Annotated in this window: 16 protein-coding genes; 5 read left to right on the top strand and 11 right to left on the bottom strand. The window is 36.0% G+C overall.

Annotated elements, in window-relative coordinates; all coding sequences use genetic code 11:
* Positions 1 to 37 precede the first annotated feature (37 nt).
* From BUA89_RS21175 to BUA89_RS21160, 4 genes are all read right to left on the bottom strand, one after another.
* On the bottom strand, positions 38 to 2,263 hold the full coding sequence (locus tag BUA89_RS21175; RefSeq protein WP_072963697.1) for a TonB-dependent siderophore receptor: 2,226 nt from the start codon (positions 2,261 to 2,263) through the stop codon (positions 38 to 40).
* A 151-nt stretch (positions 2,264 to 2,414) separates the two neighbouring features.
* Positions 2,415 to 5,489, bottom strand: coding sequence for a preprotein translocase subunit SecA (gene secA / locus BUA89_RS21170; protein WP_072963694.1), 3,075 nt, complete (start codon positions 5,487 to 5,489; stop codon positions 2,415 to 2,417).
* A 125-nt stretch (positions 5,490 to 5,614) separates the two neighbouring features.
* Positions 5,615 to 5,836 carry a DUF2795 domain-containing protein gene (locus BUA89_RS21165; RefSeq protein ID WP_027382805.1) on the bottom strand — a complete coding sequence of 74 codons (222 nt, stop codon included), beginning with the start codon at positions 5,834 to 5,836 and terminating at the stop codon, positions 5,615 to 5,617.
* A gap of 140 nt (positions 5,837 to 5,976) precedes the next feature.
* Positions 5,977 to 6,999 (bottom strand): GDP-mannose 4,6-dehydratase, encoded by a 1,023-nt coding sequence (locus tag BUA89_RS21160; protein WP_072963691.1) that lies wholly within the window; start codon positions 6,997 to 6,999, stop codon positions 5,977 to 5,979.
* A gap of 88 nt (positions 7,000 to 7,087) precedes the next feature.
* Here BUA89_RS21160 and BUA89_RS21155 point away from each other — a divergent pair, with 88 nt between their 5' ends.
* The gene (locus BUA89_RS21155) at positions 7,088 to 7,885 is read left to right on the top strand and encodes a DUF2797 domain-containing protein (RefSeq protein WP_072963688.1); all 798 of its coding nucleotides are present in this window, start codon (positions 7,088 to 7,090) and stop codon (positions 7,883 to 7,885) included.
* Between the two features lie 30 nt (positions 7,886 to 7,915).
* The gene (locus BUA89_RS21150) at positions 7,916 to 10,609 is read left to right on the top strand and encodes a hypothetical protein (protein ID WP_072963685.1); all 2,694 of its coding nucleotides are present in this window, start codon (positions 7,916 to 7,918) and stop codon (positions 10,607 to 10,609) included.
* A gap of 18 nt (positions 10,610 to 10,627) precedes the next feature.
* Here BUA89_RS21150 and BUA89_RS21145 read toward each other — a convergent pair whose 3' ends face one another.
* Positions 10,628 to 10,981, bottom strand: coding sequence for a hypothetical protein (locus tag BUA89_RS21145; protein ID WP_072963822.1), 354 nt, complete (start codon positions 10,979 to 10,981; stop codon positions 10,628 to 10,630).
* Between the two features lie 155 nt (positions 10,982 to 11,136).
* On the opposite strand from BUA89_RS21145, the gene BUA89_RS21140 reads away from it, so the two are divergent.
* Together BUA89_RS21140 and BUA89_RS21135 are read left to right on the top strand one after the other, a co-directional pair.
* Positions 11,137 to 11,331: a hypothetical protein gene (locus tag BUA89_RS21140; protein WP_072963682.1), complete on the top strand. Its 195-nt coding sequence runs from the start codon at positions 11,137 to 11,139 to the stop codon at positions 11,329 to 11,331.
* Between the two features lie 124 nt (positions 11,332 to 11,455).
* On the top strand, positions 11,456 to 12,502 hold the full coding sequence (locus BUA89_RS21135) for a PA0069 family radical SAM protein (protein ID WP_072963678.1): 1,047 nt from the start codon (positions 11,456 to 11,458) through the stop codon (positions 12,500 to 12,502).
* A 43-nt stretch (positions 12,503 to 12,545) separates the two neighbouring features.
* On the opposite strand, the gene BUA89_RS21130 is transcribed toward BUA89_RS21135, so the two are convergent.
* The 4 genes from BUA89_RS21130 to miaE form a co-directional block, all read right to left on the bottom strand.
* Positions 12,546 to 13,703, bottom strand: coding sequence for a pyridoxal phosphate-dependent aminotransferase (locus tag BUA89_RS21130; protein WP_072963675.1), 1,158 nt, complete (start codon positions 13,701 to 13,703; stop codon positions 12,546 to 12,548).
* Positions 13,704 to 13,705: 2 nt separating this feature from the next.
* Positions 13,706 to 14,791 (bottom strand): FAD-dependent oxidoreductase, encoded by a 1,086-nt coding sequence (locus BUA89_RS21125; RefSeq protein WP_072963670.1) that lies wholly within the window; start codon positions 14,789 to 14,791, stop codon positions 13,706 to 13,708.
* A 206-nt stretch (positions 14,792 to 14,997) separates the two neighbouring features.
* The gene (locus BUA89_RS21120; protein ID WP_072963666.1) at positions 14,998 to 15,615 is read right to left on the bottom strand and encodes a DUF502 domain-containing protein; all 618 of its coding nucleotides are present in this window, start codon (positions 15,613 to 15,615) and stop codon (positions 14,998 to 15,000) included.
* 12 nt (positions 15,616 to 15,627) lie between these two features.
* Positions 15,628 to 16,209, bottom strand: coding sequence for a MiaE family protein (gene miaE, locus BUA89_RS21115; RefSeq protein WP_072963663.1), 582 nt, complete (start codon positions 16,207 to 16,209; stop codon positions 15,628 to 15,630).
* A gap of 153 nt (positions 16,210 to 16,362) precedes the next feature.
* Here miaE and BUA89_RS21110 point away from each other — a divergent pair, with 153 nt between their 5' ends.
* Positions 16,363 to 16,605 carry a hypothetical protein gene (locus BUA89_RS21110; protein ID WP_072963660.1) on the top strand — a complete coding sequence of 81 codons (243 nt, stop codon included), beginning with the start codon at positions 16,363 to 16,365 and terminating at the stop codon, positions 16,603 to 16,605.
* On the opposite strand, the gene BUA89_RS21105 is transcribed toward BUA89_RS21110, so the two are convergent.
* Both BUA89_RS21105 and BUA89_RS23220 read right to left on the bottom strand, forming a co-directional pair.
* Positions 16,602 to 17,693 (bottom strand): acyltransferase family protein, encoded by a 1,092-nt coding sequence (locus BUA89_RS21105; protein WP_072963656.1) that lies wholly within the window; start codon positions 17,691 to 17,693, stop codon positions 16,602 to 16,604. The two genes, BUA89_RS21110 and BUA89_RS21105, sit on opposite strands and share 4 nt — an antisense overlap.
* A 114-nt stretch (positions 17,694 to 17,807) precedes the next feature.
* Positions 17,808 to 17,969, bottom strand: a complete 162-nt coding sequence (locus BUA89_RS23220) for a bacteriocin-like protein (protein ID WP_178362485.1) — start codon at positions 17,967 to 17,969, stop codon at positions 17,808 to 17,810.
* Positions 17,970 to 18,095: the final 126 nt, after the last annotated feature.

The raw sequence follows: 18,095 nt of genomic DNA, 5'->3' as shown, positions 1-18,095 counted from the left end.
TTAACCTTTTGAGGGGTTAACTTTTGTTTTTATATACTTAGAATTTATATCCGATTGATAATCTGAAGTTTCTCGGAGCTTCAGCCTGGTAATAGTAGTAGTTTCCATAAGGAGACCCTGAGTAAAGGTATCTGTTGAAAACATTAAATACATTCAATCCTACTCTGAATTTTGTGTTTTCCCAAGAAAGACCGGCATCGAATTTTACATAATCATCCAAATCTCTTTGTGTACCGGCATTTGCCCATGCCCAAGTGCTTCTGTCTGCAAGATAAGTTCCACCGAATGAAAGACCGAAACCTTCTAAAGCTCCATCAACGAATGTATAGTTTAGCCATCCGTTTGCAGTATGCTTTGCATATCCCGGAACTCTCATTCCTACCGGATTATTTGCAGGATCATTAGACTCTGTTACTTTATTTTCTGTGAAAGCATAATTGAAGATGGCATTAAATCCTCTTGTAATTTCTCCTTTTAAATCAAATTCTACACCTTGTACTCTTGTTTTTCCCAATAAAATTGAGAACTGCTCACTTGGTGTATTGGTAGGATCGTTTACCGTAGCATTGTTTTTAACAATATTGTATGCAGATAATGTAGTATTCCATTTTCCTCCAAACCAATCTTTTTTCACCCCGATCTCCATATTGTTTCCTGTAATAGGCTTTACAGTGCTCCCATCTCTGAAGATTGCTGCCTGAGGAACGAATGACTGATCATACAAACCATAAACGGACATACTTTCGTCAATAGAATAGCTTATACCAACACGCGGTGTGATTTTATCTGCTTCGGATTTTGTTCCATAGTTGTTTTCCTTTACATTGGTATAACGTGCAGCAAGGGTAAGTCTTAATTTATCGTCTAAAAATCCTAGCTCATCCTGTAAATACAAACCTGTATAGTTTTGGTCGATAGTACTTCCTGCTCCTGCTCTTACTGAAAGTGGTTTTGTTTTATCAAAAGGAACATAAGTTGATGAATTGTTTGGGCCATAATATGCCCCTGTCCCATTAATATCATAGTTATTGGTGTTGAGGTTATACCAATAATTATAGTCGGCAACTGTATTTCCCGGGTCAGTTGAAGTAGCAGGTCTGTAGTCTCCATTCGCATTAAACATATCCAAATTGTATCCCTGAGACCAATCTGCCATATACTTTTTGCTTCCTAAATCTAGACCTGTCAAAATCTTGTGACTTACTGCTCCGGTTTTTACATAACCGTTCAGGAATACTTGTCCAAACTTCATCGTGTTGTCTGCTTCCCAATATCCTAAACGACGGATCATATAATTTCCTACGAAGTTGCTTGGCCAAAGATTGCTTCCCATCGTATATTCATTTACATACGTTAACTGAGAAGTTAATTTCCAATTGTCATTGAATTTATGTTGTAAATTAACATTTACTGTATTATTGTCAACCTTTGTTGGTTCAATGCCTGGGTCTGTAGCAGTGTAAGAAACTGGTCTTGTTGCATAACCGTCATAGCTGAATACATACGCAGAACCTACTTCAGACATTTTAGCTCTTTGATAAATATATTCTGCGGTTAAAGTTGTTTTATCGGTAAGATTTACCTTTACTGAAGGGTTAATAATATATCTGTCATTAAATTCATAATCTCTGAAGCTATTTTTGTTCTGAGCCATTAAATTTAATCTGAACGCTACCTTGTCAGTAATTTCTGTATCAATATCGGTTTCACCTCTGTACATATTGAAACTTCCAAGCGTTACTCTCGCTGAACCGTTCAAAGATTGTCCTGTAGGTTTTTTCGTTACAATATTGTAAATCCCGCTAGGTTCGCCGTTAGACATTAAAAATCCGGATGGGCCTTTAATAAATTCAATATGATCTACAAAAGACATATCTTCACTCAGCGGTCCCCAGTTTGAAGTAACATTTACACCGTTCATGAAAGCAGCTGCTCTGGATCCTCTCATATTTACTCTGGTATACATGTCTCCCCAGTGCTCTAATCTTTGTGCTCCTGCTACATTTCTAAGTACGCCGTCACTCAGAGTCGTTACCTGTTGGTCTTCTAATGCTCTGTTTGTGATGATAGATACATTTTGAGGGATTTTAATCAACTCTTCGTCTAAGCGCATAGAGGATGAGCCTTCTTTTTCAATATATTTTTTGTAGTATTTTCCGTTTACAACGACTTCTTCAATATCGTTTGATTTAATCGTATCTTTTTCCTGAGCAAAAGTTAACATAGAACCCAACAATGAGGCACAGATCAGTACATTTTTCATGAAAGTCAAAATTTCTGCAAAGATATTGTTTTTAATTATTCTAAATTAGAAATAGGATTGATATTTATCATATAATTATTATACAATAAATAAGAAAAACCCGCAACAATCTGTGTTGATGCGGGTTTTGTATTGTGAATTAATTATTTTCTTATGCTGGAATTTCTCCTTTGTACAAGAAAGAAATAATTTCTTTGTTTAATTTATCGATCATTTCACTGAATAAATGGAAAGATTCCTGCTTGTAAATTACCAACGGGTCCTTTTGTTCGTAAACAGCTCCCTGAGAAGATCTTCTTAAGTCGTCCATTTCACGAAGGTGAAGCTTCCAGTTTTCATCAATGATTGAAAGGGTAATATTCTTTTCAAAATCGTTGATTAAACTTTCACATTGTGTTTCGTAAGCTTCTTTAAGATCTGCAACGATAGTCATTGTTTTGTGACCATCTGTGAAAGGAACCTGAATCATTTTAAACATTGAACCTTGATTTTGATATACATTCTCAATAATAGGGAATGATTTCTCTTTCAATAAATTCAGTTTCATTTGATAGTCTTCCTGAGCCGCTTTGAATAAGATATTCGTTAATTCCGGAACTTGCTTATTACCAAAATCACTTTCGGAAATAGGAGAAGCCATTGTGAAATGTTTGATCACTTCAAATTCGAAATCTTTATAGCTTCCGTTTGCTTTTCCTTTCGCTACAATGGAATTGGCAACATCAAAAATCATATTTGTAATGTCATACTTCAGGTGATCTCCAAATAAAGCGTTCTTTCTTCTTTTGTAGATTACGTCACGCTGTTTATTCATTACGTCATCATACTCAAGAAGTCTTTTTCTGGTTCCGAAATTGTTTTCCTCTACTTTTTTCTGAGCTCTTTCAATAGACTTGGAAATCATGGAATGCTGAATAACTTCGCCTTCTTTATGCCCCATTCTGTCCATCATTTTAGCGATTCTTTCAGAACCGAATAAACGCATCAGGTTGTCTTCCAGAGAAACATAAAACTGCGAGCTTCCCGGATCTCCCTGACGTCCTGCTCTACCTCTCAACTGTCTGTCAACACGTCTTGAATCGTGTCTCTCTGTTCCGATAATTGCTAAACCTCCTGCTTCTTTTACTTCTTTAGAAAGTTTGATATCGGTACCACGACCTGCCATGTTGGTTGCAATCGTTACAACTCCCGGCTGTCCTGCTCCTGCAACGATTTCTGCTTCCTTCTTGTGAAGTTTTGCGTTCAACACCTGGTGCTGGATTTTTCTTAACTGTAAGGCTTTTGAAAGCAACTGAGAAATTTCAACTGAAGTTGTACCCACCAAAACAGGTCTTCCTGCAGCTGTTAATCTCTCGATTTCTTCGATTACAGCGTTATATTTTTCTCTGTTAGTTTTGAAAACTAAATCTTGTCTGTCGTGTCTTAAAATCGGACGGTTGGTAGGAATTACCACAACGTCTAATTTGTAAATTTCCCAAAGCTCGCCAGCTTCTGTTTCTGCAGTACCTGTCATTCCCGCAAGTTTGTTGTACATACGGAAATAGTTCTGTAAAGTAACAGTTGCAAAAGTCTGTGTTGCGGCTTCGATTTTTACGTTTTCCTTCGCTTCGATCGCCTGGTGAAGACCATCAGAATAACGTCTTCCTTCCATGATACGACCAGTCTGCTCGTCAACGATTTTTACTTCGCCGTCAATAACTACATATTCATCATCTTTTTCGAATAATGTATAGGCTTTAAGCAATTGGCTCATGGTGTGAACTCTTTCAGATTTTTCGGCAAAATCGGAGAAAAGTTTTTCTTTAGCTTCGAATTCTTCTTCTTTGGATAAATTTTTAGCTTCCACTTCTGCGATTTCAGTTCCGATATCAGGAAGAACGAAGAAGTTGGGATCAGAGTTTCCTTGAGACATGTATTCAACACCTTTGTCTGTCAAATCAACCTGATTGTTCTTTTCTTCAATGACGAAGTAAAGATCTTTATCTACGATCGGCATATCACGATTGTTATCCTGCATATACTGAGCTTCAACTTTCTGAAGCAATGCACGGTTTCCGCTTTCCGATAAGAATTTAATTAATTGTCTGTTTTTAGGAAGACCTCTGTAAGCCTGAAGCAATTTGAATCCTCCTTCTTTTGTATTTCCTGCAGCGATTAGTTTTTTAGCTTCATTAAAAATCGCAGAAACAGTTTTTTTCTGAACTTCAACGATTCTGTCGATAGAAGGTTTCAGAACATCAAATTCCTGTCTGTCTCCCTGGGGAACCGGACCTGAAATAATTAATGGTGTTCTTGCATCATCTACCAAAACAGAGTCAACCTCATCCACGATAGCAAAGTTTAATTCTCTTTGTACCAGCTCTGAAGGTGAAGTTACCATGTTATCTCTCAGATAATCAAAACCGAATTCGTTATTCGTTCCGTAAGTAATATCTGAATTGTATGCTTTTCTTCTTCCGTCTGAGTTCGGTTGGTGATTATCGATACAATCGATGCTCATTCCGTGGAATTGGTACAATGGTCCCATCCACGCCGAGTCTCTTTTTGCCAAGTAGTCGTTCACTGTTACAACGTGAACTCCTCTCGCTGGAAGTGCATTTAAGAAGATTGGCAATGTGCCTACCAAAGTCTTACCTTCTCCGGTCGCCATCTCGGCAATTTTACCGCTGTGAAGAATAATACCTCCGATAAACTGTACATCGTAGTGCACCATATCCCAGTTTACAGGTGTTCCGGCAGCATCCCATGAGTTTTTCCAAATAGCAGTGTCTCCCTGAATTTCTACGAAATCTTTTCCGGCAGCAGCCAACTGTCTGTCCCAGTCAGACGCTTTTACCTTGATCGATCCGTTCTGAGCCCATCTTCTTGCCGTTTCTTTTACTAAAGCAAATACTTCAGGAAGAATTTGAAGGAGTACTTTTTCTTCGATTTCGTATGATTCTTTTTTCAGAGTCTCGATTTTTGTGAAAAGAGCTTCTTTCTCGTCAACGTTCTTCGAATTTTTTATCTGCTCCTGGATCTGTTCTATCTGAGCTGTGATTTTGCTGGTCGCAGATTTAATATTTTCTTTAAACTCAGCAGTTTTCTCTCTTAAACCGTCATCAGACAATTGCTGAATAGAAGGTTCAACAGCTTTGATTTTTGTTACAACTTTTTTTACTTCTTTTAGGTCCTGCGCTTTTTTGTCTCCCAAAAACCCTTTTAGAACTTTGTTTAAAAAACTCATAAATTTTTTGCTTTATGCCTAAAGGGATATCCTTTAAGCGTTTTTAATAACACTTACCGTGTAAAATAGATATGTAAAAAAGGGCAAAAAAGCTCTAAGCGAGGCCTAAAGCTTATTGCTTTTAATTAATATTCGTCTTCGTTCCAAAGATAATCTTCGTCCGTAGGATAGTCGCTCCAGATTTCGTCGATTGCATCATAGATTTCCCCTTCATCTTCGATCGCCTGAAGATTTTCTACCACTTCCATAGGTGCACCAGTTCTGATGGCATAGTCAATAAGTTCTGCTTTTGTCATTGGCCAAGGCGCGTCACTTAAATAAGAAGCTAATTCTAATGTCCAGTACATAATTTTCTAATTTTTTGCAAAAGTATAAAAATAGCTTATATTATATGCTTTTTTACACCTGATTTTCAATTCTTTTTATTAATTTTTGTTCATTATATGTCGCAGACAGCATTATGAGTGTGTTAGCGAAATACTTGATGTCATTTTCTCAAAAACCATTCCACAAATTTTTTTATGCCATTTTGGAAGTTTGTGTCAGGTTTGTAGCCAATTAATGTCCGGGCTTTGGTAATATCGGCATTGGTTTTCAGGACATCGCCGGGCTGCATTGGCAGATTTTTTCTGATGGCAGATTTTCCTAATGTTTTTTCAATGGTGAAAAGCATTTCATTTAAATTAATGACTTCACTTTCGCCTAAGTTGATAATCTCATAAACATTTGAATTGCTTTCTAAATAATGGATCGATTTTTCAATCCCATCAATAATGTCATCGATAAATGTGTAGTCTCTCGCTGTTGTTCCGTCGCCGTAGAAAGGGATTTCCTGATGATCTGAAATTAATCTGGTGAATTTATGAATTGCCAGATCAGGTCTCTGTCTCGGCCCATACACCGTAAAAAACCTTAGTTGGATCATATCAATTTTATAGAGATCATGGTAAACATGGCCTAAAATCTCACCACATTTTTTCGTGGCGGCATAAGGTGAAATAGGATTGTCTACATTATCTGCTTCAGAAAAAGGAATTTTTTCATTGTTTCCGTAAACGCTTGAAGAGGATGCACAGACAAATTTATTAATATTGAAATCTTTACAGAGTTCCCAAAGATTCATTGTTCCTCGGATATTGACTTCTTCGTATTCCAGCGGCCTTTCGATAGAAGGGCGAACTCCTGCAAGGGCAGCAAGATGGATAATCAAATCAATCTTATGATTTTTGAATATTTTTTCCAATCCTTTTTTATCGCGGATATCTTGATAATACAGCGTATAATTTTGTGATTCTGAAAGAGAAATTAATTTCTGAATATCACTTTCCTTATCGGTGAACTCAAAAACGAAATTTTTATCAATTGACTCTAAAGTATTTTTGATTTTTACGGTATAATCGTAGAAACTATCGAAGTTGTCAATGTTTATGACAGAATGTCCTTTTTTTAATAATTGCTCAACTAAGTGGGAACCAATAAAACCGCTTCCTCCGGTTACAAGATAATTCATCGTGTCTTATTATGATTACAAAAGTATAAATTTACATCGTGAAAAATATAATTGTTAAATTTACTTAAAAAAGTTAACTAAAATTAATATGCAGTTTCAAGGTCAAATTTTAAAAATGACGAGCTTTAATGATGAGCCGATCCAATATTATCTTAATCTTTCAGGAGATCTTATCCACATGAATGAATTGTTCGGAAAAGAATTAACCATAAAACATACAGGCTTTCAATGTGTGAATTGCCAGCTCAACAAGCCGATTTACAGAATGGGTTTCTGCAAAAGCTGTTTTTTTGAAAGTCCTTATGCCAGCGATACGATCATCCGTCCCGAACTTTCTACCGCCCATTTGGGAATTGCGGAACGGGATTTGGATATAGAAAAGGAAATTCAGTTGCAGCCGCACACGGTTTATCTGGCTTACACCGGAGAAGTGAAGGTAGGAGTAACGAGAAATACACAGATTCCTACAAGATGGATCGATCAGGGAGCAACGTTTGCGCTGCCGATTGCCAGAACAGAAAACCGCTATGAAGCAGGAATGATAGAAGTTGCCTTAAAACAACATGTTGCCGACAAAACAAGCTGGAAAAAAATGCTTCAGGATGATTTTGAAGATGATGTTGACTTAATAGATTTTCAGCAAAAGATTAAAGAATATTTTCCTGAAGATTTCCAGAAGTTCTACAGTGAGGGCGAAAATCTTTGGAAGTTCGACTATCCTTTTGAAAAGCCAGAGAAAGTAACATCGTTTACTTTGGATAAAAGGCCGGAATTTACCGGAAAACTAACCGGGATAAAAGGACAGTATCTTGGTTTTGACGGGGGAGAGTTTATTAACATTAGAGGGCATGAAGGCTATGTGATTGAATTGAATATAAAAAATTAACCAAATCTCAAATTAAACCAAATCACAATCATGAAAAAATGGGTTAAAAAGTTAATCGTAGTCCTCGGAATTTTGTTGGTGGTTATTTTACTGGCAAACTTTGGACTTAATATTTGGCTTAAGACCCAGCTTCCCAATTACATTAAAAACAATACTGACTATAAAGTTTCCTACAAAAGTCTGGATGTTGATCTGATGTCGGGTAACATTCTTTCAATAGGAATTACGGTTAATAATAAAAATCCACAGAATAGTAATGTTATGGGGCTTCAGGGAACTGTTGATACCTTGAAAATAAGTCGTTTTGGAATTTATGATGCGATCTTTAATAAACAGATCAGTTCGTCAGATTTATTATTGTCAAAGCCTACTTTAAATATTATTCTTGCTAAGCCTGTCGATACAAAGACAGGCAAGAAAAGAAATCCTGTTCGTTTCGAAAATATCAGAATCAATGAAGGGAATATTAGTATTTTCAGATATACAAAACAAAAGTTTTTTTCTGTTCAGGATCTGAATTTATATGTTGAAAATCTTCAGATGACAGAAGAGTCGGTAGAAGATAAGCTTCCCGTTGTTTTTGATAAATATGATATTCGGGGAAAGAATTTTTTTGTTCGTCCGGATAATGTTTATGCCTTGAAAATTAAGGAAATAAAAACTTCAGACGGACAAATGTCCATTGATCAATTTCAGTTGATTCCTTTATTGAGTTTTGATCTTTTTAAAAAATATTATCCTAAAAAAACGAAACTTTTCCGATTTAATATCCAAAAAATGGAATTCACGGATATTGTTTTGAAAAAGAATAAAGTTTCTCTTGCCAATGCAAGTTTTTATAATCCGGATCTATTGGTTTATATAACAAATGCGGCTCCTATAAAAGCTAAAAAAAAACTCAACTTTGAGCTTAATCTTGATGATATAAAATTAAATAATGCAACTGTTCAGGTGATGAAACCTGATGGAAGAAAACTTTTATATGCCAGAAAACTGAACTTAAACATCAATCAGTTAAAGTTTGATAAAGAAACAAAAGAAGAAATAATACCTGTTGGGTACAAGGATTTTCAGTTGTCTGGACAGGATATTTTATATTCTAATCATCAGGATTTTAGTATCAGAAATATATTGTTAAATCCTAAAAAAGGTGAATTGAGAATTATTTCCGTTGCTCCGAACGGTTTGTCTCAGGGAAAAACTTCGATGGATCTCGTGGCAAATTATATAGGTTTTAATATCAATAAATGGGAGCTTGTGGATAAAAAGCTGAATCTTGATGTGAAAGATGTTTTAGTAGATCGCGTAAAAGGAAGCATTAAGGCAGGAGAAGTTCAGGCTGTCAAAAAAACAGCCAATCTGAGCGGAATTCAATTTCCGATCCTTATCAGGAAAGTTGCCCTGAAAAATTCAGATATCACCTATGAAAAAAATAATCAGCCGCTGAGTTTTAATAATCTGAATGCGATAATTAATGATATTCAGCTGACTTCAAAAACTGGTAATTCAGGTATCGCGGTTGATATGAAAAACTATATCCTCACTTCGAATAGTTTTGCCTATAAAACCAAATTTTATAAGATGACATCAGGACTTCTGAAGATTGATAAAAATAATATTAAAGTAGCTCAGTTTGCGATGAAGCCTCTCGTTTCGAGAGCCCAATTTATCAAAATGATACCTGTTGAAAGGGATTTGTATGATATCAAAGTAAATCAGATCACAGCGAATGGAAATTGGGACTTATTCTCCCAGAATAAATCGGTCAACGCATCAAATGTGACTGTTCAATCTGCCGATGCCAATATTTTCAGAAGTAAAATTCCGAATGATGATCCTAAAGAAAAGCTTCTGTATTCGGCATTGCTTCGTACCATAAAAATTCCTTTTACCGTCAATAATCTGAATGTAAAGAACTCGATTCTTGTTTACGAGGAAGATACACCTGAAAGTGCTGGTCCGGGAAAGTTAACTTTCAGTAACTTCAATATGAATGTTAAAAACCTGAATTCGGCCAAGGCAAAAGGAAAACCTACGAGAGTTGATATCAAGATCGATTGTTCTTTTATGAATTTGGCACCGCTTTCCGTAAATTGGAATTTTGATGTGGCAGATCGCCGTGATATCTTTACTATTTCGGGTAGAACAACAAATCTGCCTGCACAGGGAATCAATCCGTTTATTCGTCCGTATCTGCATGTAACGGCAACGGGAACGATTCAGGAAATGCTTTTTAATTTCAAAGGAAATCCAAAAGGATTGAACGGAAGTTTTAATTTAAGGCATAAAGATCTTAAAGTGGCAATTTTAGATAAAAATAACCGCGAAAAGAAAGGTTTTTTAACAGCTGTTGCGAATTTACTGGTGAAATCTGATTCGGGGAAACTTCCTGAAGATGTTACTGTGGAAGATGTAGAGCGTGATCCTACAAAATCATTTTTCAACTTATTTTGGAAAGGCATTGAACAAGGCTTAAAGAAAACTTTGATCGGAATTAACATCGATAAAGCAAAGAAAACTGTTGATCATGCCAAAACCAAAGTGGAAAATGTAAAGGAGGATGTAAAAGGCATGAAGCAATCTGTAAAAGAAATCAGCCAGGCTGCCAAGAAAAATACGAATGAAAAGGATAAAGAAGCAGAGAAACAGCCCAAAGAAGAAAAGGAAAAGAAAGGTTTTCTAAAGGGTGTTTTCAAGAAAAAAGAAAAATCCGGAACTGAATAATTCCGGATTTAAAGTATATTAGTCAAAATCAAATTCGTCGCTTTCTAGAATAGTTATTTCTCTCAAAAATTTGTCAAATTCCTCACCGGGATAATTACTATCCGCGCCATAAGAATCGATAATCATCCCCATGTTTCCGTCCGTATCTTTTACCAAATACAGTACTGCATTATCGTCCGGACTGCTTGGTCCTTCAAAACGGTATGTTTTAATGATAGTAAGCTCATCAGGTTGGTAAACTTTCTCTGAGTTTTCAAATTTCATTTCACAGTTTTCGTTCATTCGGAATTCTCTGTGGATGCCTCTTTGTGCCAATCTGGTCATTACTTGACTCAGCGTAGTCATTTTATCAATATTTCCTGTACCTTCCATAATAATATTTTTATTTAAAAATACAATAATTAAACCATTGATGTACAAAGTATGGTATCGAACCGGCTGCTTTTTAATGTTAACAAAATTTATAATACCAAAAAATATCTTGGGTATACTTTTTGCAATAGTGAAATAAATAAATCAGACAAAATATGAAAAAAGAAGTTGGAGTTTTACTGGCAGGAGGAGTAGGTCTTTTGGCGGTATTAAGTATCATAGGAATAAAAAAAATATTACATAAAAGAGATAAAAAATATAGTGATGCCTATTCGGATTATCACAGACATTTTGATGGAAAAAATAGTGAAGATGAGCACCATGGTGTAGAATTTTACGCATTGAAGTAGTAGAAATATATATTTAAATTATGTTTAAATCCGGCACTGTCACAGAGGTCGGATTTTTTTGTGGAAAACTTTAGTGTTAAAGTTTATTATTTTCAGAAAATTCCATTCTAATTTTACACTTGAAATGCAGAACGAAAATATCATAAAAGGTCAGGGAGCGCAGCGAAATGTTATCAACCGTTTCGACAGATATACCTATGAGCCGGAGGATGAAGATTTGGAAACTGTAAAAACGTCTTTCACGGAAGTATTTCCGAAAACGATTGTCAATCAGGTGAAAAGTGAAGATCTGCCCATGGAATATTCCATGAATCCTTATCAGGGGTGTGAACACGGATGTTCATATTGTTTTGCCAGACCCACCCACGAATATTGGGGTTACAGCGCCGGAATTGATTTTGAAAGAAAGATCATGGTAAAGAAAAATGCACCAGAATTATTAGAGAAATTTTTCCAAAAAAGAGGGTATAAGCCGGCTTCCATTTTACTTTCGGGAAATACAGATTGCTATCAGCCTGCAGAACGGCAATTTGAGATTACCAGAAAGATTCTGCAAGTTTGTCTGGATTACAGACATCCTGTCAATGTGCTGACAAAAAATGCTTTAGTATTACGAGATATTGATATTTTGAAACCGATGGCTGAACAAAATTTGGTTTCCGTTTCATTGAGTATTCCGACCATTAACGAGGACTTGAGAAGAAAGATGGAGCCCAGAACAAGTTCTGCCAAAAATAAGCTGAAAGCGATAGAAATTCTTTCCGAAAATAATATTCCGGTGAATATAATGGTTGCGCCCATTATTCCCGGATTAAACAGCGATGAACCGTTAACTATTTTAAAAGCCATTTCAGATGCGGGAGCGCAGAGTTTCGGGTATACTTTGGTAAGATTGAACGATACCGTGGAACCCGTTTTTGTCAATTGGATAGAAAGTGCTTTTCCGGATCGGGCGCAGAAAGTTTTAAATTTAATCCGTTCCATGCGGGGTGGGAAATTGGGTGAAAAAAGATATTTTGACCGCCAGAAAGGGGAAGGGAGTATTGCTGAAATGATTCACAACACATTCAAAATCGGAAGGAAGAAATTTTTTGAAGGCAAAGAGTTTCCCAAGCTTTCGACAAAGAATTTTACAGGAGCAAAAGATCAGCAGCTCCGTTTGTTTGATTAAAAAAATCACCGCCAATAATGCTTAGGCGGTGATTTGTATATTTTTAAAAACAGTTAATCAGTCTGTTTAATCCTTCAGTCAGAATTTCCTGAGAAGTCGAAAAACATATTCTTACGTGTCCTTCAGCGCCTTTTCCGAACCATCTTTCCGAGCCCGGAACAATCGCAACTTTACCTTCTTTCAAAACATGCTGTGCAAATTTGTCACTCGACATCCCGTTATTAATCTTAGGGAAAATTACGAATGTTGCTTCCGGAAGATTTGGAGTTAAAATTCCTGAATTGTTAAGCATACTGTGAGCTAAATCTCTGTTGTGCTGTAAATGAGTCAGAAAATCATCGAACCAGGGTTTTGCTTTGTCAATGGCAACACTTGCGGCAATTTGGGATAATGTAGAAACGCCTTCAATCGTGGAATTGAACATGGACTTTTCTGTAAAATCATCCAGTAGATCCTGGTCGTTGCATAGAACCGCACCAATTCTCAATCCAGCAATTCCGAAAGATTTTGAAAACCCGAAAACGGTAAAGCTTTTCTTCTTCGCGTGTTCCGAAACCGAGGAATAGGTATTAAATTCTTTTTTGTCATACACAATATCACTCCAGATTTCATCGCTCATCACCCAAAGATCATGGGCAGCAGCGATCTCTGCAATTTTCTGTAAAATTTCCTTAGAATAAACTCTTCCAACCGGGTTGTGAGGATTACAAACGCTGATCAGTTTTGTTTTTGGACCGATTAAAGAAACCAGCATTTCAAAATCGATATCTCCTGTTGCAGAATCTACTGCACATAATTTAATATTCCCGCCAACTGCATCTACCGTTTTTTTGAACAGGAAATCAACAGGATCGAAAATAATCGCTTCATCTCCTGGACTCAGAACATATTTTGCAACCATAAACATTCCCATTGCGGCACTGTTCACTGCCAATACATTTTCCGGAGTAAAACTTCCATTTTTCTTTGTATTAAAATGTTCCGCAACACTTTTCTTAAATTCGGGAATTCCGGAAAAAGGACCGTAGCTTAAATATCCGTCCTTAATATATTCGATAATTCCGTTTTCTATTTCTTTTGACATTCTGAAGTCCGGATCTGCCGCTGTTAAAGGAATTATTCCGTCTTCCAGTGTTGCCCATCTTCCGTTATAGGCTTTTCTTTTCAGGGCTTCGAAATTGATATCGTTGTTTGTAAACATTTTTATTTGTATGAAATTGGTAAAGTATTTTTTGGCTGTTCGTTTAATGGAAGAAGAAATTGCTCCAGTAAGGCTCTTCCATTCTTGATATGAATATTGATTTCAGGTCTTCTTTCATCTTCGTATTTTCTGAAAGTTTCCTGAAGATCGTTTCCTTCAACTAAAAGATTCGTTAATGTAAAAGAATCTTTCATGGCAGAAGTAACGCCCTGGCTTGTAAAAGGAATTAACGGATGTGCTGCATCTCCTATGAAGACTACATTTTCATGGTAGAATGGGTTTAATTTTTCCAGTTCATACACTCTCCAGATGTGTGCATTTTCGTAGCTTGAGCCTTCAATAATGGATGAAATCAAAGGATTCCAGCTGCCAAAATTATCAATCATAAACTGTCTGATGCAATCCGGAGTATAATCTTCATTAATAAAGAACTTGGTAATGTCAAACTGGCAATACCAAAGAATCTTTGAAGAGGAAAGCTTTAATACGCCAAATGTTAACCCACCGTTTTCATGATGGAATTTCAGGAAATTACTTTCGATTTTGCCCGCCAGTTCCTCATTTTCGATGATATTCACCACTTCATTTTCCAGAACGGCTTTCATGGTTTCGCCCTGAAAAATAGTTCTTCTGATCCGGCTTCTTGAACCGTCTGATGCCACTACGATATCCGCTTCTAAGGTTTTAGTTTCATCAAGAGAAATTTCAGCTTTTCCATTAGAAAAACCGTTCAATGCAACGGTAGAATTGTATGAAATTTTATCTGCAGGAACTCCTTTCGCCAGAATTTCGATCAATGCGCTTCTGGAAACCACAAAAACATTGTCCAGGTCTTTTTCCGAGATGATTTCTCCGGCTTGGTTGTAATGATAATATTTTTTCAGGAAACTTCCTTTTGCATAAAGATCGTTAATATCAATAATGCTTGAAAGGTGTTCGATACCTTCTTTCGGAAGGATAAATCCGTGTCCTTTCAGGTCGTTTGGTGTTCTTCTTTCGTAGAGATGATAGTCAATATTATTTTTTTCTAAATAATTTGCCATGCTCAAGCCGGAAACTCCGGCTCCAATGATTGCAACTTTGCTCATCTTTTATTGTTGTTAGTTTTATTTGTTTAAATCTGTAATTTTTTTCATTAAAACTATAGTAACTGCGAAAAATATTTTTCCAGATCGGCAGATTACTCTTTTAATGAATACGGGGAATAATTTCTTTAATCGGGATATTTTAATTCAGATAAAGAAAAGAATGAATGGTGATTCCTGATCAGGACATTATTGTAAAGTAAAAAAGACTACTCCGGTGCCTTGAAAATGTTATCATCGGAATGGAACCCTGCAACACCGCCACTTACCGCAAATTTCATGGCAGAAGCTGCGGTCATGCCTACAACAGGCTTTATGTTTTTTTCTTCCGTTACAATTACCCAACCCGAAATTGCGTATGAATGAGGAAGGTATACGGCTACATAGTTGTGTTTTTCAACATCTGCCATTTCTTTTTGGGTTAAAAACCCGATTCTCCAGATCTCCGGATTTTCATTGGTCTTTACCCAAACCGGATCATTGAATTTCTTCTTATCTCCTACGAATGAAGACATGACATCTTTTGTAGGAGTGTAAATATGTTTTACGCCGGGAGTTTTTTCCAGCAGGCGATCCATCGCATCAAAAAAGAATCTTCCTACAACGAATTTATTTCCTAAAAACCCTAAAAGCGCTGTAAATAAGATAGTTGAAATAAAAACCAATCCCGGAATTTCCTTGGCAACCGAAGGAATAATATTGTCAATTGACGTTACAACATACCAGATAACAAAGATCGTCAGACCAATAGGACCGATAATCACTAATCCCTGAAAGAAATTTTTCAGGAAAAAATTGGCAATATTTTCAAACGTCAGTTTTTTCAACGCAAATAATTTTTATCCGTGGATACTTTCGCCTTTTCCATAAGACTGGATGATTTTCGCTTCATATTCCAGCCATTCTTCCCAGCGTTTGTTTACTTTTTCTTCATCTCCAAGCTGTCTTGCAAACCCAATAAAAGTGGTGTAATGATTGGCTTCCGAGATCATCAGTTCTCTGTAGAATGTTTTAAGCTCTTCATCTTTAATATTTTCAGTCAGAACTTTAAATCTTTCACAGCTTCTGGCCTCAATCATGGCTGCAAAAAGCATTTTGTCAACAATAAGATCGTCTCTGTTGCCTCCTTTCTGGATGAAATTCACCAATTCGTTCACATAATCATCTTTTCTAGTACGCCCGAAAGTGTAGCCTCTTTTTTTGATGATCTCGTGGACCTGACCAAAATGTTCAAGCTCTTCCTGCGCGATGGCAAGAAGTTCGGTAACAATTTCCGGATATTCGGGCAGCATGGTAATTAAGCCGATTGCATTTGTAGCGGCTTTTTGTTCGCACCAGGCGTGATCCGTCAAAATTTCTTCGATGTTTCCTTCAGCAATATTTGCCCACCTTGGATCGGTAGGAAGTTTCAACTTAAACATGTTTTAAAATTTTCTGTAAAATTAAAACAAATTGCGTTACGATTAAAGTTTATTTAAACATTGAGGACGTGGTAAGTGTAAATTTTTGAATAATTTAAGAATATTGGTATTTTATTTGATTTTAATTTGATACCAATTAAAAAATATAAACATATGGAAACTACCACAACTTTAAAGTCTAAAGCAGGTGCTTTACTTTCAGCAATGTTCATCATGTTAATGTCGGCATTCAGTTTTGCCCAGGAAACAACAACGGGTACAGGGACGGTAACAACTGAGCAGAAAACTACCACAACAACCGAGTGGTACGCAGATCCAACTTATATAATTATCGGAGCTGTTGTCTTAATCATCATTGTTGCTTTAATCGCAAGGAGCGGAAGAAGCAGAGATTAATGAGAAGCAGTTTTTCTTCTTAAAAACTCTAAGAGTTTCCAACCTGATTCATCAACTTTTTTCAAGCCGGCTGAAATGATGAATGCTAAAATGATATTAATACCATAAATTATAATCATTAAAATCCACCAAGGCAAAGTCTCTTTCAAAGGAACAACTAAAAAGTATATTAGAGAAGAACTTATTCCCTGCCCAAAATAGAAAAATATTGCATTTTTCCCGATATATGTCACAAAATTTTCTTTTGCGATCTGCAACCTGTTGTAAAATACAAAAAGGGTTACCAAAGAAAACAGAGTCCAGATAATGTAAGGCGTTTGGGGTGGAAATTTATTTTTATTGATCTTGAAAAATATTTCATTTCCGTAAAACCAGAACATCCATACTAATGCTGCTGCAACAATTCCGTACAGCAGAGGAATTATAGTTGTCGGAATTTTTTTGCCTTTCATTTTATTGGCAACTAAGAAAACCGTCATATAAAATGCGACATACCCAACCTGTCCCGAAGGATAAATTGCAGGAAAAATATTGAACAGTAAGGTTAAGGAAACACAAAGCCCGATAAACCAGTTAATGTGTTTAGGAAAAAATCTTAAGATCAAAACTCCGAAGACCGTTAAAATATAATAAACCTTTAGATACCAGAAACTACCCATTACAACAGGAAAAGTATCTGCATTGGTATATTGATGAAGATACCAGTTTCCTAGATTTTCCCATTGTGGAATGGTTGAAATACTTGTGGTGGCATATTTTGATCCAAAAGTAGAATAGAAACTTTGCAGCCATTCCATAGAGAAAAATGTTAGGCCGAAAACTTTAAAAAAGTAATCTAAAAAAAACAGGAACGTTACGAAAATCATGTAGGTTACCTGTAGCTTCAGTAATCTGTATAGTGTTTTTTCAATGTTTGAACCTGAAGTAATTCCGCTTAAAGCATAAAATAAAGCGACATCAAATACCAGAGAAAATACTCTTACTTCAGCCGGAATATAAAACTGTCCCGACCAAAATGCGGTGTGAATAAATATGATGGAGAGTGTTGCCAATCCTTTTGCGAAATCAATATAAAGGTCTCTGTTCATGATGCTCTAATCTGGATTCAAAAGTAAATAAACTTTATGAATATTTCAGAGAAAGAAAAAGAGCCGGCTTCCATGAAACCGACTCTTTACTATTGTGAATATTCCGAAATACAATTAAATTGTATTGTCCGGACATTTAAAATCATCACTGCAAGCTGCACAGATAACGATATCTCCGCATGCATACATGCAGAATTCTGGTTCCGGCAGTTTTATTCCTCCTGCTCCTTTAATACTTTTTAATTGGCCTTTGCTTAGTTTTTTTAGATTTTTCATATTGTTTTAATTAAAAATTTGATAATCAAGTAAAGTTAATCAAAAAAACAATAAATCAATAGAGTGTGGTATATTTTATTCTGGTGAATTTAAATAAGTTTCACGTGAAACTATAAAATAAAAAAA

The organism is Chryseobacterium arachidis (assembly GCF_900129245.1).
Lineage (GTDB): Bacteria > Bacteroidota > Bacteroidia > Flavobacteriales > Weeksellaceae > Chryseobacterium > Chryseobacterium arachidis.
The sequence above is the reverse complement of the archived record's forward strand: the minus strand, read 5'-3'. Positions and strand labels throughout refer to the sequence as shown.

Coding starts and splice junctions, on each gene's coding strand:
- BUA89_RS21135 (WP_072963678.1), top strand. CDS start 11,456: ATGCAGAACGAAAATATCATAAAAGGTCAGGGAGCGCAGCGAAATGTT.
- BUA89_RS21175 (WP_072963697.1), bottom strand. CDS start 2,263: ATGAAAAATGTACTGATCTGTGCCTCATTGTTGGGTTCTATGTTAACT.
- BUA89_RS21140 (WP_072963682.1), top strand. CDS start 11,137: ATGAAAAAAGAAGTTGGAGTTTTACTGGCAGGAGGAGTAGGTCTTTTG.
- BUA89_RS21150 (WP_072963685.1), top strand. CDS start 7,916: ATGAAAAAATGGGTTAAAAAGTTAATCGTAGTCCTCGGAATTTTGTTG.
- BUA89_RS21110 (WP_072963660.1), top strand. CDS start 16,363: ATGGAAACTACCACAACTTTAAAGTCTAAAGCAGGTGCTTTACTTTCA.
- BUA89_RS23220 (WP_178362485.1), bottom strand. CDS start 17,969: ATGAAAAATCTAAAAAAACTAAGCAAAGGCCAATTAAAAAGTATTAAA.
- BUA89_RS21165 (WP_027382805.1), bottom strand. CDS start 5,836: ATGTACTGGACATTAGAATTAGCTTCTTATTTAAGTGACGCGCCTTGG.
- miaE (WP_072963663.1), bottom strand. CDS start 16,209: ATGTTTAAGTTGAAACTTCCTACCGATCCAAGGTGGGCAAATATTGCT.
- BUA89_RS21160 (WP_072963691.1), bottom strand. CDS start 6,999: ATGAATTATCTTGTAACCGGAGGAAGCGGTTTTATTGGTTCCCACTTA.
- BUA89_RS21105 (WP_072963656.1), bottom strand. CDS start 17,693: ATGAACAGAGACCTTTATATTGATTTCGCAAAAGGATTGGCAACACTC.
- BUA89_RS21145 (WP_072963822.1), bottom strand. CDS start 10,981: ATGGAAGGTACAGGAAATATTGATAAAATGACTACGCTGAGTCAAGTA.
- secA (WP_072963694.1), bottom strand. CDS start 5,489: ATGAGTTTTTTAAACAAAGTTCTAAAAGGGTTTTTGGGAGACAAAAAA.
- BUA89_RS21130 (WP_072963675.1), bottom strand. CDS start 13,703: ATGTTTACAAACAACGATATCAATTTCGAAGCCCTGAAAAGAAAAGCC.
- BUA89_RS21125 (WP_072963670.1), bottom strand. CDS start 14,791: ATGAGCAAAGTTGCAATCATTGGAGCCGGAGTTTCCGGCTTGAGCATG.
- BUA89_RS21155 (WP_072963688.1), top strand. CDS start 7,088: ATGCAGTTTCAAGGTCAAATTTTAAAAATGACGAGCTTTAATGATGAG.